Genomic DNA, 14,825 nt, shown 5'->3' with positions numbered 1-14,825 from the left:
TTGCGCTCCGCTTACTGATGCGTCACAACGATAAGACGCAGGGCATCGAGACGCCATCCCGCCTGATTCAGGCTTTCCAGCACCTGCTGGCGGTTGCTCTCAATCGCGGCCAGTTCATCGTCACGAATGTTCGGGTTCACCGCCTTCAGCGCTTCCAGACGCGACAGCTCGGCTGAGAGCTTCTCATCGGCTTCGCCGCGCGCCGCGTCGATCAGCGCTCTGGCCGCTTTCTCGGCCTGGGCTTCGCCCAGTTGCAGAATGGCATGCACGTCCTGCTGCACCGCATTCACCAGCTTGCTGCCGGTGTGACGGTTTACCGCACTCAGCTGACGGTTAAAGCTTTCAAACTCCACCTGACCGGCCAGATTCGTACCGTTTTTATCCAGCAGCAGACGCACCGGCGTTGGCGGCAGGAAGCGGTTAAGCTGAAGCTGTTTCGGCGCCTGAGCTTCCACAACGTAGATCAGCTCCACCAGCAGGGTCCCCACCGGCAGCGCTTTGTTCTTCAGTAGGGAGATGGTGCTGCTGCCGGTATCGCCGGAGAGGATCAGATCCAGACCGTTGCGGATCAGCGGATGCTCCCAGGTGATGAACTGTGCGTCTTCGCGGGACAGCGCCACATCACGCTCAAAGGTGATGGTGCAGCCGTCTTCCGGCAGGCCCGGGAAATCCGGAACCAGCATGTGATCGGACGGGGTCAACACAATCAGGTTCTCGCCGCGATCGTCCTGGTTAATGCCGACGATGTCGAACAGGTTCATGGAGAAGCTAATCAGGCTGGTATCGTCATCCTGCTCTTCAATGCTTTCAGCAAGCTGCTGCGCTTTTTCGCCGCCGTTGGAGTGGATCTCCAGCAGACGGTCGCGGCCCTGTTCCAGCTGGGCTTTTAGCGCGTCGTGCTTCTCGCGGCAGGATTTGATCAGCTCATCAAAACCGTCGGTGTTTTCCGGAGCGGCGAGATAAGCGATCAGATCCGTATGTACCCGATCGTAAATGGTGCGGCCCGTCGGGCAGGTATGCTCAAACGCATCCAGACCTTCGTGGTACCAGCGAACCAGAACGGACTGGGCGGTTTTTTCCAGATACGGAACGTGGATCTGAATATCGTGCGCCTGGCCGATACGATCCAGACGCCCGATACGCTGCTCCAGCAGATCCGGGTTAAACGGCAGATCGAACATCACCAGATTGCTGGCGAACTGGAAGTTACGGCCTTCTGAGCCGATTTCGGAACACAGCAGAACCTGTGCGCCGCTGTCTTCTTCGCCAAACCATGCCGCAGCGCGGTCGCGTTCGACAATGGACATGCCTTCGTGGAACACGGCTGCGCGAATACCTTCACGCTCGCGCAGAACCTGTTCCAGCTGCAGCGCGGTGGCGGCTTTGGCGCAGATCACCAGCACCTTCTGGGAACGATGCGCGGTCAGGTAGCCCATCAGCCACTCCACGCGCGGATCGAAGTTCCACCAGGTGCCGGTGTCGCCTTCAAATTCCTGATAAATTTGCTCCGGGTAAAGCATGTCGCGAGCACGCTCTTCCTGAGTTTTACGCGCACCCATGATGCCGGAGACTTTAATCGCCGTCTGATACTGGGTCGGCAGCGGCAGCTTGATGGTGTGGAGTTCGCGTTTCGGGAACCCTTTTACGCCGTTGCGGGTATTTCTGAACAGCACGCGGCTGGTGCCGTGGCGATCCATCAGCATGTCAATCAGCTCTTTACGCGCGGAACCCGCGTCATCGCTGTCGCTGTTTGCAGCCTGAAGCAGCGGCTCGATGTCCTGCTCGCCGATCAGGTCGCTCAGGGTATTGAGCTCTTCGTCAGAGAGACGATTGCCCGCCAGCAGTAGCGCGACGGCGTCCGCAACCGGACGGTAGTTTTGCTGCTCCTCAACGAACTGCTCAAAATCATGGAAACGGTTCGGATCGAGCAGGCGCAGACGGGCGAAGTGGCTCTCCAGCCCCAGCTGCTCCGGCGTGGCGGTCAGCAGCAGCACGCCGGGCACGCGTTCGGCAAGCTGCTCAATCGCCATGTATTCACGGCTCGGCGCGTCCTCGCTCCAGACGAGATGGTGCGCTTCATCGACCACCATCAGATCCCATTCGGCGTCGCACAGGTGCTCCAGGCGCTGCTTGCTGCGGCGCACAAAGTCCAGCGAGCAGATGACCAGCTGTTCGGTTTCAAACGGGTTGTCCGCGTCGTGCTGGGCTTCGGCATAGCGCTCATCGTCGAACAGGGAGAAGCGCAGGTTGAAGCGGCGCAGCATTTCAACCAGCCACTGATGCTGCAGCGTTTCTGGAACCACAATCAGCACGCGCTCGGCAGCGCCAGAGAGCAGCTGCTGGTGCAGGATCATGCCTGCTTCGATGGTTTTACCCAGGCCCACTTCGTCAGCCAGCAGCACGCGAGGCGCATGGCGACGGCCCACGTCATGGGCGATGTTTAGCTGGTGTGGGATCAGGCTGGTACGCTGACCGCGCAGTCCGCTCCACGGCATGCGGTACTGTTCGCTCTGGAACTTACGCGCGCGGTAGCGCAGGGAGAAGCGGTCCATACGGTCGATTTGCCCGGCAAACAGGCGATCCTGCGGCTTGCTGAAGACCAGCTTGCTGTCGAGCAGCACTTCACGCAGGACGACATTGGCTTCATCCGTATCAAGACGAGTACCAATGTAGGCGAGCAGTCCATTCTCTTCTTTTACGTCTTCAACCTTCAGTTGCCAGCCGTCGTGGCTGGTCACGGTGTCACCCGGATTGAACATCACGCGGGTAACAGGGGAGTCATTGCGAGCGTACAGGCGGTTTTCACCGGTAGCAGGGAAAAGGAGGGTAACCATGCGCGCATCAACGGCAACGACGGTTCCTAATCCAAGTTCGCTTTCTGTATCGCTGATCCAGCGTTGACCAAGTGTAAAAGGCATAGTTGTTCGGCTCTAATCTCTAATTGCAGGCAATAGTTCGACCCCGTCAAAAAAGACGGTCATCGAAAAATGGGTCCGGGAATGGAAAGGGCGCTATGGTACTGGATGGCAACGGTTTCGTCACGCGTCAAAATAGCCCCAGTTGTCCTGTCACTAGTGTAGCAAAGTCATCGTCGATGAACGGTAATATTCCCTCCGCAACCGGCTGAAGCTGACGCGTCAGGTAGTGATCGTAATCGAGCGGAGACTGCTGGTAATCAACCGGTTCCGGACCGTTAATTGTCCAGACGTATTTGATGCTCCCCCGGTTCTGATACTGCGGCGCGCGGCCCCGACGAACGTTTTCTTCATCTGCCAGCCGCGCGGCGCGCACGTGGGGCGGCACGTTACGCTGGTACTCCGCCAGCGGGCGGCGCAGGCGCTTGCGGTAGACCAGCCGATCGTCCAGCTCCCCCGCCATCAGGCTGGCGATGGTCTCGCGCACGTAATCCTGGTAAGGCTCGTTGCGGAATACCCGCAGGTAGAGCGACTGCTGGAACTGCTGCGCCAGCGGCGTCCAGTCGGTGCGCACCGTCTCCAGCCCCTTAAAGACCATCCGCTGCGTTTCGCCCTCCTGAATGAGCCCGGCGTAGCGCTTCTTGCTGCCCTGGTCGGTGCCGCGAATTGTGGGCATTAAAAAACGGGCGAAATGGGTTTCAAACTCCAGCTCTAACGCGCTGGTTAACCGCTCTTTTTGCAAATTTTCACGCCACCAGCCGTTCACGAAGGCGACCAGCTCGCGGCCGATTTGCGCGGCGTCGTCTTCCGAATGGGCGGCTTTCAGCCAGACAAAGGTGGAGTCGGTATCGCCGTAAATGACGTCATAGCCCCGGGACTCAATCAGCGCTTTGGTCTGACGCATGATGTCGTGCCCGCGCATGGTGATGGATGACGCCAGGCGAGGATCAAAGAAGCGGCAGGCGCTGGTTCCCAGCACGCCGTAAAAGGCGTTCATAATGATCTTTAGCGCCTGCGAGAGCGGCTTGTTGCCGTGGCGTTTTGCCTCGTCGCGGCCGTGCCAGATGTTTCCCACGATCTCTGGCAGGCAGTGTTTCTCGCGCGAAAAACGGGCGCCGAGAAAACCTTCGGTGCTGTGGGCGTCATCTGGCTGCGCCATCCCCTCTACCAGCCCCACCGGGTCGATCAGGAACGTGCGAATAATGGACGGGTACAGGCTTTTATAGTCCAGCACCAGAACCGAGTCATACAGCCCGGGCCGTGAATCCATCACGTAACCGCCGGGGCTGGCCTGCGGCGGCACGTCGCCGAGGTTAGGGGCGACGTAGCCCGCACGGTGCATTCGTGGAAAATAGAGGTGGCTAAAGGCCGCTACCGAGCCGCCGTGCCTGTCGACAGCCAGACCGTTCACCGTCGCGCGCTCCAGCAGGAACGGCATGATCTCGGTTTTGTGGAAAATCTGCGTTACCAGCTCGCAGTCCTTCAGGTTGTAGGTGGCGAGCGCCGGCTTATCCTCGTTAAAGCGCCGCTCAATCTCGTCCATCCGGTCCCAGGGGTTATCGATGGATTTACCTTCACCAAGCAGCTCCTGCGCCACCGCTTCCAGCGAGAAGGAGGAGAAGTTCCAGAAGGCGGATTTCAGCGCCTCGATGCCGTCGATTATCAGGCGGCCACTGGCCTGCGCGAAGAAAACGCCGTTTTTGAAACCGTGCTCACGCCACTCCAGCTCCGTGTTTCCGCGCCCTAACGTCAGGGGAATGCGGTACCGCTCGGCATGCTTTTGCAGCACGCGCAGGTCAAACTGCACCACGTTCCAGCCGATCAGCACGTCCGGGTCGTGCTCGGCAAACCACTGGTTAAGCTTCTCCAGCAGCTGTGGTCGGCTGGTAACGTATTCCAGATGAAAATCCAGCGCAGACGCGTCGCCGTTTGGCGGGCCGAGCATATAGACAACCCGCTGCCCGCAGCCCTCCAGGCCGATGCAGTACAGTTCACCGTGGCGGGTGGTTTCGATATCCAGCGAGACCCACTTCATCGGCGGGCGATAGTGCGGGTTAGGTTTCAGGCGCGCGTTCACGAGACAACCGTTCTGCTCAGCGCCGTCGACCCAGACGGGAGCGGTAATAAACCGCTCCATCAGAAAACGTTCCGGCGGGCGGATGTCGGCTTCATAGAGCGTCACGCCCGCTTCGCGGAGCAGTTTTTCATAGCGCATCAGCTGGCGATGGGCGCGACAGTAGAGGCCATAAACCGGCTGGCGGTGGAAATCTTTCAGCTCAAGGGGAGTAAGGCGCCAGCCGTTTTCACCGTGCAGGAGCTGCTTTACTTTCTCGACGTGGTGTTCAGGGATAAACGCCACGGACTCCTGGGGCGGCAGGGTAACGTGCAGCGGGCCGTTATCCGTGGCCAGCCAGAACGCGACCTCGGTACCCTGAGGGGTATCCCGCCAGTGTCGGGTCAGTAAAAAGCCTTCTTGCGCCTGTGCCACGCCGTTATCCCATAAAACAAACCAGGCCTGATTATAGCCTGGTTAACGTTTTTATGCTGGGTTTATATACAGTTTATTGCCCGTAATAGGCCTTCGCGCCGTGCTTGCGCAGGTAGTGTTTATCCAGCAGGGTCTGCTGCATATCCGGCAGCTGCGGTGCCAGCTGGCGACAGAAGATCCCCATATAGGCGACCTCTTCCAGCACTATCGCGTTATGCACCGCATCTTCCGCGTTTTTGCCCCAGGCAAACGGGCCGTGGGAGTGCACCAGCACGCCGGGCATTTGCGCCGCGTCGATACCCTGTTTTTCGAAAGTTTCGACAATCACGTTGCCGGTTTCCCATTCATACTCGCCGCCGATCTCCGCGTCGGTCATCAGCCGCGTGCACGGAATGGTGCCGTAAAAGTAGTCCGCGTGGGTGGTGCCGGTAGCCGGAATGGACTGGCCGGCCTGCGCCCAGATGGTGGCGTGACGCGAATGGGTATGCACGATGCCGCCGATGGTCGGGAATGACCGGTACAGCAGGCGATGCGTGGGCGTATCGGAGGAGGGCTTTTTGTTGCCTTCAACCACTTCGCCCGTTTCGATGCTGACCACCACCATATCCTCCGCGGTCATCACCGTGTAATCCACGCCCGAAGGCTTGATCACGAACACGCCTTTTTCGCGATCGACGGCGCTGACGTTCCCCCAGGTAAGCGTCACCAGGTTATGTTTTGGCAGCGCCAGGTTAGCTTCGAGAACCTGACGTTTAAGATCTTCTAGCATTGCTGTCTCCAGGCCCGGCAAGCGCTGCGCCGCCGGGCTCTCCGTACTTAACGTTTTGAACCGTAATAGACTTCGTTCCAGCGCAGCGCGTCCTTAAAGGCAGGCAGGCGGGTATCGTTATCGATAACGGTCAGCTCGATATCGTGCAGCTCGGCGAACTGACGCATGTCGTTAAGATCCAGCGCGTGGCTGAAGACGGTGTGGTGCGCGCCGCCCGCCACGATCCACGCTTCTGACGCGGTTGGCAGGTCAGGCTGTGCTTTCCACAGGGCGTTCGCGACCGGCAGTTTTGGCAGGGAGTGCGGGGTTTCAACCGCATCGACGCAGTTCACCAGCAGGCGGAAACGATCGCCGAGGTCGATCAGGCTGGCGTTGATGGCCGGGCCGGTACGGGTGTTGAAGATCAGACGAGCCGGGTCCGCCTTGCCGCCGATGCCGAGGTGCTGTACGTCGAGGATCGGCTTCTCTTCAACCGCGATGGAGGGGCACACTTCCAGCATGTGCGAGCCGAGCACCAGATCGTTACCGTTCTCGAAGTGGTAGGTATAGTCCTCCATAAAGGAGGTGCCGCCCTGCAGACCGGTCGACATCACCTTCATGATGCGAAGCAGAGCGGCAGTTTTCCAGTCGCCTTCGCCCGCAAAGCCGTAGCCCTGCTGCATCAGGCGTTGTACCGCCAGGCCCGGTAGCTGCTTCAGGCCGTGGAGATCTTCAAAGGTAGTGGTAAAGGCGTGGAAGCCGCCCTGTTCCAGGAAGCGCTTCATGCCCAGCTCAATGCGCGCCGCGTCCAGCACGTTCTGGCGCTTGTCGCCGTTAATTTGTGCCGCAGGCGTCAGGCGGTAGCTGCTTTCGTATTCGTCTACCAGCGCGTTCACGTCGCCATCGCTGATGTCATTCACCACCTGCACCAGGTCGCCCACCGCCCAGGTATTCACGGAGAAGCCGAACTTGATCTGCGCGGCCACTTTGTCGCCGTCGGTTACGGCAACTTCACGCATGTTGTCGCCGAAACGCACCACTTTAAGGTGACGGGTATCCTGCTTAGAGACCGCCTGACGCATCCAGGCGCCGATACGCTGCTGCGCCTGACCGTCCTGCCAGTGGCCGGTCACGACCGCATGCTGCTGACGCATACGCGCGCCGATGAAGCCGAATTCGCGGCCGCCGTGCGCGGTCTGGTTCAGGTTCATGAAGTCCATGTCGATGCTGTCCCACGGCAGGGAGGCATTGAACTGGGTGTGGAACTGCAGCAGCGGCTTGTTGAGGATGGCCAGGCCGTTGATCCACATTTTGGCCGGTGAGAAGGTGTGAAGCCACACCACCAGACCGGCGCATTTGTCGTCGTAGTTGGCGTCACGGCAGATGTTGGTGATTTCATCGGGGTGGTCCCCAGCGGCTTTAACACCAGTTTGCACGGCAGTTTGGCTTCGGCGTTCATGGCGTTAACAACGTGCTCCGCGTGTTTCGTCACCTGCTGTAGCGCTTCCGGTCCGTACAGATGCTGGCTGCCAATCACAAACCACACTTCATAATTATTAAAAATGGTCATCATCGTGTCCTTAATGGGTCAGGGTTGCCGTAGTGTCCGCGGTGCGTTTGGCCGGGGCGGCGACAGGGAGATAGTGAAGTTCGGCGCTTTTTGCCCATTGCTGGTAGCGCTGATAAAGCTGTTCGAAGCGTTGTGCCTGTCCGGCACGCGGCTGGAGCGTGGTTTCGACGGCGCTCGCCATATGCCGTTGCGCGGTCGGAATATCGGCATGAACGCCTGCGGCCACGGCCGCGAAAATCGCCGCGCCCAGCGCACAGCACTGATCGGAGGCCACAATCTGCAGCGGACGGTTGAGCACGTCGCAGCAGGCCTGCATGATCACCGGGTTTTTACGGGCGATACCGCCCAGAGCCATCACGTTGTTTACGTCGATGCCCTGTTCGGTGAAGCACTCCATGATGGCGCGCGCGCCGAATGCGGTGGCTGCAATCAGGCCACCAAACAGCGCCGGCGCGTCGGTCGCCAGGTTGAGGTCGGTAATCACCCCTTTCAGACGCTGGTTCGCAAACGGCGTGCGGCGACCGTTAAACCAGTCCAGCACTACCGGCAGGTGATCGAGAGACGGATTTTTTGCCCAGGCCTCCGTGAGCTGCGGCAGAAGCTGTTTTTTGCTCTCGTCAATCTGGGTTTTCAGCTCGGGATGCGCCGCCGCCAGGCGATCCAGCGGCCAGCCGAGCACGCGGCCAAACCAGGCGTAGATGTCGCCGAAAGCGGACTGACCGGCTTCGAGGCCGATGAAGTCCGGCACCACGCTGCCGTCAACCTGGCCGCAGATACCCTTCACCGCGCGGTCGCCAACGGTCGTTTTGTCCGCCGTCAGAATGTCGCATGTAGAGGTGCCGATCACTTTCACCAGCGTATTGGGCTGCGCACCCGCGCCCACGGCGCCCATGTGGCAGTCAAACGCGCCGCCGGAGATCGCCACGTTTTGCGGCAGGCCGAGGCGCTTTGCCCACTCTTCGCAGAGCGTGCCGACCGGAATATCGGCGGTGAAGGTGTCGGTAAACAGCGGATATGTCAGGTTCTTGTTGATAATCGGGTCGAGCTCGTCGAAGAACGCGGCTGGAGGCAGGCCGCCCCAGCTTTCATGCCACAGGGATTTATGCCCGGCGCTACAGCGGCCGCGGCGGATATCCTGCGGGCGGGTGGTGCCGGAGAGCAGGGCAGGCACCCAGTCGCACAGCTCAATCCATGATGCCGCCGCCTGCGCAACCGAAGCGTCCGCGCGGGTAACGTGAAGGATCTTGGCCCAGAACCATTCGCTGGAGTAAATCCCACCGATGTAGCGGGAGTAGTCGGTGTGGCCTGGCTCATGGCACAGGCGGGTGATGGCTTCCGCCTCTTCCACGGCGGTATGGTCTTTCCACAGCACGAACATGGCGTTCGGGTTGTCGGCAAACTCCGGGCGCAGCGCCAGCACGCGGCCTTCGGCATCAACCGGGGCCGGCGTTGAACCGGTGCTGTCGACGCCAATCCCCACCACGTCGGCCCGCTGGGCATCCGTCAGTTCAGCCAGCACGGCTTTCATCGCCGCTTCCATAGATTCAATGTAATCACGCGGGTGGTGGCGGAACTGGTTATTCGGCGCATCGCAGTAGCGCCCCTCTTGCCAGCGCGGGTACCACTCAACGCTGGTTGCTATCTCCTGGCCAGTCGTACAGTCCACTGCCAGCGCGCGAACCGAGTCGCTGCCAAAATCGAGGCCAATTGCAATTGCCATGGTGTTGCTCCATCCAGAAAACAGGTATGAAAGAACATTAGAGACTGGGGACAAAAATCGTCAGGCAGGATCCGCTAATCTTATGGATAAAATTGCTGTAGCAACGGAAAGTGTGACGCCGTGCAAATATTCAATGTGGACATTTCTGCCGTACTTATAGACACTTTTGTTACTGCTTATCTGCCCCTGTCGGCAGATAAATCAGGGGAAAAGGCTGAAACATGGCGGACGTAAAAGAAGCGTGATGCTTTTTGGATCTTTTCGCGGCCCCTTTTTATACTGCTTTTAACGATATGGACAATTGGTTTCCTTCAGGACCCTTGGGAGAACTGAATCTATGGCCGAACCGCAAAACGATCCCTTACTGCCGGGCTACTCATTTAACGCCCATCTGGTGGCGGGGCTGACGCCAATTGAGGCCGAGGGTTATCTCGATTTTTACGTCGATCGACCGCTCGGCATGAAAGGGTATATTTTGAACCTTACCGTACGCGGGGAGGGGGTGATCAAAAACGGCGATCGGCAATTCGTCTGCCGTCCCGGCGATATGCTGCTGTTTCCCCCCGGGGAGATCCACCACTACGGACGTCACCCGGACGCCAAAGAGTGGTATCACCAGTGGGTCTATTTCCGTCCGCGCGCCTACTGGCAGGAGTGGCTGTCGTGGCCGGCCATTTTCGCCCATACCGGCTTTTATCGTCCGGATGAAGCGCATCTGGCACAGTTCCGTGAACTTTTCGCGCAGATTATAGAGGCGGGGCAGGCGGGCGGGCGCTATGCCGAACTGCTGGCCATTAACCTGCTGGAGCAGGTGCTGCTGCGGCGCATGGAGGCCATCAACGAGTCGCTTAACCCGCCGCTGGACAACCGCGTGCGTGACGCCTGCCAGTACATCAGCGACCACCTGGCGGACAGCCAGTTTGATATCGCCAGCGTCGCCCAGCACGTCTGCCTGTCGCCGTCACGCCTGTCGCATCTGTTTCGCCAGCAGCTTGGCGTCAGCGTGCTGAGCTGGCGTGAGGATCAGCGCATCAGCCAGGCGAAACTGCTGCTCAGCACCACCCGAATGCCTATTGCTACCGTCGGGCGCAACGTGGGCTTTGAAGATCAGCTCTATTTTTCCCGCGTATTTAAAAAATGCACTGGCGCCAGCCCCAGTGAATTTCGCGCTGGATGTGAATAATCGGTAAAAAAAGCTAAACATACAGGTGAACTCAGAAAGCACCCTGTAAACTATTCAGACAATTGTTGCCTTGACGCGGTGCAGGGCGCTAAGCAGAATCGCTGATTCGTTTTCTGACCGGAATAGTTATGCAGGCATTGCTGGAACATTTTATTACCCAGTCCGTTATGTATTCGCTCATCGCGGTAACGCTGGTGGCGTTTCTCGAATCGCTGGCGCTGGTCGGGCTGATCCTGCCCGGCACCGTACTGATGGCGGGGCTTGGAGCGCTGATTGGCAGCGGTGAGGTCAATTTCTGGCAGGCGTGGCTGGCCGGTACGATCGGCTGTTTTCTGGGGGACTGGATCTCCTTCTGGCTGGGCTGGCGCTTTAAGAAGCCGCTGCACCGCTGGTCGTTTTTGAAAAAACACAAAGCGCTGCTGGATAAGACCGAGCACGCCCTGCACCAGCACAGCATGTTTACTATCCTCGTGGGGCGTTTTGTCGGGCCAACGCGTCCGCTGGTGCCGATGGTTGCCGGCATGCTGGATCTGCCCGTCGCGAAATTCGTGGTGCCGAACATCATCGGCTGCGTCTTCTGGCCGCCGTTCTACTTCCTGCCGGGGATCCTCGCGGGCGCGGCCATTGATATTCCTGACGGTATGCAAAGCGGTGAGTTTAAGTGGCTGCTGCTGGCAACGGCGGTGCTGCTCTGGCTGGCGGCCTGGCTCTGCTGGCGGCTGTGGCGCAGCGCAAAAGCCAGCGTCGATCGCCTGACGCGCTATCTCCCGCGCGCTCGCCTGATGTGGCTGGCGCCGCTGACGCTGGGCGTTGCGGTGGTGGCGCTGGTGGCATTGATTCGCCATCCGCTGATGCCGGTGTACGGCGAGATCCTGTTGAAGGTGGTGAGCCGTTAAGAAGTTTTCCCTCTCCCCGTGGGAGAGGGCCAGGGTGAGGGCGTCAGACCGCACGAATGCCCAACAATGAAGACGCCCCCGTGTTACCACTCAGAAGTTCTTCTGTTTCTCCATCCCACAAAATCCGTCCCTCCGCGATCACCACCGATCGCGGCGCGATGCGCGCGGCATCCTCAATGCTGTGCGAGACCATCAGCATCGCAATCTGCTGGCGCTGGCAAACCTCCTCCACCAGCGAGAGCATCTCCTGGCGCAGGGCCGGGTCGAGCGCCGAGAAAGGTTCGTCGAGCAGCAGCAGCGGCCGTTCGCGCACCAGGCAACGCGCCAGCGCCACCCGCTGGCGCTGGCCGCCGGAGAGTTCGCCGGGCAGCCTGTCGACAAGCGAGGACAGGCCCATTTGTTCAGCGATTGCTCCCAGCTTCTGCCGCTGCGCGGTATTGAGCTTCAGCCCCGGATCCATCCCCAGCGCGATGTTCTGCCACACCGTGAGGTGATTGAACAGGTTGTTTTCCTGAAACAGCATCGACACCGGACGTATAGCCGGAGGGGCGTGGGTAAAATCACGATTATCGATCGCTATCGATCCGCTGGCAGGCTGCAAGAAACCGGCAATTAAATTGAGCAGGGTACTTTTTCCGGCACCGCTTGGGCCAAGCACCGCAATACGCTCACCCTGGCGAACGGAGAGGGTAAAGCGCATAGGCAGGTGCTCGTAAAGCCAGGTTACATCAGTCAGTTTTAGCATCACGCCCCGGAAGTTTTTCGATAACGGTAAATAAGGCAAAGCACAGGATCAGCAGCAGCAGCGCCGTGACGGCACCGTCCTGGCTGCGGTAAGAGCCAATTTGCTGATAAAGCCAGAACGGCAGCGTGCGGAAATCTTCGTTGCCAAAGAGGGCCACTGCGCCAAAATCGCCAATCGACAGCACGCAGGCGAAGGCCAGCGCCTGGGCGAGCGGGCGCTTCAGGGCGCGTAGCTCGACCACCTTCAAACGCCGCCAGCCTGCTATCCCAAGGGACTGACACAGGACGCTATACCGGCTGTTCACATCCCGCATCGGGTTTTCCAGCACCTTAAGCGCATACGGGATAGCCATGAGGGCGTTGGTAAAGATAACGATCCCGTCGGCGCTTTCCGGCAGGCCGATGGTGCTGTTAAACAGTAAAAAGAAACCGGTCGCCAGCACGATGCCGGGCATTGCCAGAATCAGCATGCCCGTCAGCTCCAGCGCGTGTCCGGCCTTGCGGGCATGGCGCGCATAAAGCTCGCGGCTGCTCCAGAGCAGCATCATGGTCAGGAGCACGCAGACCAGCCCGGCTGCCAGCGCGATGCGCAACGAGGTCCACGTAGCCTGCCACAGGACAGGCTGTTGCAATACCGACAGCACATTGCTATTCAGCCCATCAGCGATGACGGCCAGCAGCGGCGGGAGCAGAAGCAGGAGGGCCAGTGCGATCAGCATCACATCCGTGATGCGGCTGTGCAGGCTGTCCTGCGGATCGCGCCAGCCGGTAATGTTATTGCTTCCTGCGGGGATCGCTTTGCTCAGACGCTGGCTCAATAACACCAGCGCCAGACAGCAAATCATCTGTACGATGGCCAGCAGCGCGGCGCGGCCAGGATCGTAGTCGTAACTTAACGCCTGATAGATAGCCAGCTCAATCGTGGTGGCCTGCGGCCCGCCGCCGAGAGAGAGCACGGTCGCAAAGCTGGCGAAGCAGAGCATAAAGATCAGCGCGGCAACCGGGGCAATCTGGCGTCGCAGCCAGGGCCATTCGACAAAGCGGAAGAACGACCAGCCGCGCATGCCGAGCTGGGCGGCAATCTGGCGCTGCTCGCCGGGAATGTTTTCCAGGGCCTGCAAAAAGAGGCGCGTTGCCATCGGCATGTTGAAGAAAACGTGCGCCAGCAGAATGCCCTGCAGCCCGTAGGGAGAGAAGGTCCACTCCAGGCCAAGCAGGCTGAACAGGGATGCCAGCCAGCCCTGCCTGCCGTAAACGCTCAGGATGCCAAACACCGCGACCAGCACGGGGAGGATCAGCGTCATGGCGCACAGGCGCAGCAGGGCCTGCCTGCCGGGAAAACGCCGTCGATACAGGGCGCGGGCGAGAAAAATTGCCGGGATCGTCGACAGCAGCGCGGAGATAAACGCCTGCCAGAAGGAGAAGCGGATAACGTGCCAGAGATAGCCGTCGTGCCAGAGCGCGAGCAGATCGCTCTCCGGCGCGTTAAACCACAGCGCAAGGAATGCGCCCAGGCTGACCGCCACCATCAGCATGGCGGCGAGCAGTCCCGGGAGTAACCAGCCGGCGATCAGCGGCTGACGGCGCGTTGCCATTCACTTATCCATGCGGCGCGCTGGGCAGCAACCTGCTGCGGCGTAAACTCCAGCGAGGTTTGCGGTTTGTTCAGCTGCTCAAAGCCCGGCGGCAGCGCAACGTCAGTCACCGGGTACATCCAGTTGCCTGTCGGAATGGCGTTCTGGAATGCCGGTGAAACCATAAATTTCAGGAATTTTTCGGCCAGCTCCGGCTGTTTGCTGGCGGCGGTGCGCGCCGCCACTTCCACCTGCAGATAATGCCCTTCAGCAAAGTTCGCGGCAGCGTAATTGTCTTTCTTCTCGGCAATAATGTGGTAGGCCGGGGAGGTGGTGTAGCTCAGTACAAGATCGCTTTCCCCTTTCAGGAACAGGCCGTAGGCCTCGCTCCAGCCTTTGGTGACGGTCACGGTTTTGGCGGCCAGCTTCTGCCACGCTTCCGCCGTTTTATCCCCGTAGACCTTTTGCATCCACAGCAGCAGGCCAAGGCCCGGGGTGCTGGTACGCGGATCTTCATAAATTACGCGCCATTTCTGGTCGCTTTCGACCAGCTCTTTCAGGCTTTTCGGCGGGTTTTTCAGCTTGTTTTTGTCGTAGACGAAAGCAAAGTAGCCGTAATCAAAGGGAACGAAGGTCTCGTTTTTCCAGCCGCCAGGCACCTTAACGGCCTCTGCCGCAACGCCGCTTTTAGCAAACAATCGGGTTTGCGTGGCGGCTTCCAGCAGGTTGTTATCCAGCCCGAGCACCACGTCGGCTTTGCTGTTTTTCCCTTCCATGCGCAGACGGTTAAGCAGCGACACGCCATCTTCCAGCGCCACGAACTTCAGCTCGCAGCCGCAGTCGGCCTCAAAGGCTTTTTTAACCGCCGGGCCGGGGCCCCAGTCGGCGGAGAAAGAGTCATAGGTGTAAACCGTGAGCACGGGCTTGGCAAAAACAGGCAGCGCAAACAGCGCCAGCAGAGGAAGAACGTTTTTTAACACTTTGCAC

The 14,825-nt window shown here is 59.6% G+C and carries 9 protein-coding genes and 1 pseudogene; 2 read left to right on the top strand and 8 right to left on the bottom strand.

The annotated features are described in order from the left end of the window. Positions 1 to 11: 11 nt before the first annotated feature. From rapA to araB, 5 genes and pseudogenes are all read right to left on the bottom strand, one after another. Positions 12 to 2,918, bottom strand: a complete 2,907-nt coding sequence (gene rapA, locus HWQ14_RS01180) for an RNA polymerase-associated protein RapA (RefSeq protein WP_176608726.1) — start codon at positions 2,916 to 2,918, stop codon at positions 12 to 14. A 127-nt stretch (positions 2,919 to 3,045) separates the two neighbouring features. Then, complete coding sequence (gene polB, locus HWQ14_RS01175) at positions 3,046 to 5,403, bottom strand: DNA polymerase II (RefSeq protein ID WP_176608725.1); 2,358 nt, start codon at positions 5,401 to 5,403, stop codon at positions 3,046 to 3,048. A 73-nt stretch (positions 5,404 to 5,476) separates the two neighbouring features. Beyond that, a complete protein-coding gene (araD, locus tag HWQ14_RS01170; protein ID WP_176608724.1) occupies positions 5,477 to 6,172 on the bottom strand; it encodes an L-ribulose-5-phosphate 4-epimerase in 696 nt (231 codons plus the stop codon). A 47-nt stretch (positions 6,173 to 6,219) separates the two neighbouring features. Beyond that, positions 6,220 to 7,721: pseudogene (araA, locus tag HWQ14_RS01165) on the bottom strand (L-arabinose isomerase). Positions 7,722 to 7,731: 10 nt separating this feature from the next. Further along, positions 7,732 to 9,441, bottom strand: coding sequence for a ribulokinase (gene araB, locus HWQ14_RS01160; protein WP_176608723.1), 1,710 nt, complete (start codon positions 9,439 to 9,441; stop codon positions 7,732 to 7,734). Positions 9,442 to 9,778: 337 nt separating this feature from the next. On the opposite strand from araB, the gene araC reads away from it, so the two are divergent. Both araC and HWQ14_RS01150 read left to right on the top strand, forming a co-directional pair. After that, on the top strand, positions 9,779 to 10,624 hold the full coding sequence (araC, locus tag HWQ14_RS01155) for an arabinose operon transcriptional regulator AraC (RefSeq protein ID WP_176608722.1): 846 nt from the start codon (positions 9,779 to 9,781) through the stop codon (positions 10,622 to 10,624). Between the two features lie 128 nt (positions 10,625 to 10,752). Continuing rightward, positions 10,753 to 11,520, top strand: a complete 768-nt coding sequence (locus tag HWQ14_RS01150; protein ID WP_176608721.1) for a DedA family protein — start codon at positions 10,753 to 10,755, stop codon at positions 11,518 to 11,520. A gap of 43 nt (positions 11,521 to 11,563) precedes the next feature. Here HWQ14_RS01150 and thiQ read toward each other — a convergent pair whose 3' ends face one another. The 3 genes from thiQ to thiB are packed head-to-tail and all read right to left on the bottom strand — an operon-like array spanning position 11,564 to position 14,818. Beyond that, the gene (gene thiQ / locus HWQ14_RS01145) at positions 11,564 to 12,265 is read right to left on the bottom strand and encodes a thiamine ABC transporter ATP-binding protein ThiQ (protein ID WP_176608720.1); all 702 of its coding nucleotides are present in this window, start codon (positions 12,263 to 12,265) and stop codon (positions 11,564 to 11,566) included. Next, entirely contained in the window at positions 12,249 to 13,859 is a 1,611-nt protein-coding gene (thiP, locus tag HWQ14_RS01140; RefSeq protein WP_176608719.1) for a thiamine/thiamine pyrophosphate ABC transporter permease ThiP, read from the bottom strand. The genes thiQ and thiP overlap by 17 nt, the downstream gene beginning before the upstream one ends. Further along, positions 13,835 to 14,818 (bottom strand): thiamine ABC transporter substrate binding subunit, encoded by a 984-nt coding sequence (thiB, locus tag HWQ14_RS01135; protein ID WP_176608718.1) that lies wholly within the window; start codon positions 14,816 to 14,818, stop codon positions 13,835 to 13,837. Before thiB ends, thiP begins: the two co-directional genes overlap by 25 nt. Between the last annotated feature and the right edge of the window lie 7 nt (positions 14,819 to 14,825).

This window comes from Enterobacter cloacae (assembly GCF_013375935.1).
Taxonomy (GTDB): domain Bacteria; phylum Pseudomonadota; class Gammaproteobacteria; order Enterobacterales; family Enterobacteriaceae; genus Enterobacter; species Enterobacter pasteurii.
The sequence above is the reverse complement of the archived record's forward strand: the minus strand, read 5'-3'. Positions and strand labels throughout refer to the sequence as shown.

Excerpts from the sequence above, each read along its gene's own strand:
- thiP (WP_176608719.1), bottom strand. The coding sequence starts at position 13,859 with ATGGCAACGCGCCGTCAGCCGCTGATCGCCGGCTGGTTACTCCCGGGA.
- HWQ14_RS01150 (WP_176608721.1), top strand. The coding sequence starts at position 10,753 with ATGCAGGCATTGCTGGAACATTTTATTACCCAGTCCGTTATGTATTCG.
- thiQ (WP_176608720.1), bottom strand. The coding sequence starts at position 12,265 with ATGCTAAAACTGACTGATGTAACCTGGCTTTACGAGCACCTGCCTATG.
- rapA (WP_176608726.1), bottom strand. The coding sequence starts at position 2,918 with ATGCCTTTTACACTTGGTCAACGCTGGATCAGCGATACAGAAAGCGAA.
- araC (WP_176608722.1), top strand. The coding sequence starts at position 9,779 with ATGGCCGAACCGCAAAACGATCCCTTACTGCCGGGCTACTCATTTAAC.
- araD (WP_176608724.1), bottom strand. The coding sequence starts at position 6,172 with ATGCTAGAAGATCTTAAACGTCAGGTTCTCGAAGCTAACCTGGCGCTG.
- araB (WP_176608723.1), bottom strand. The coding sequence starts at position 9,441 with ATGGCAATTGCAATTGGCCTCGATTTTGGCAGCGACTCGGTTCGCGCG.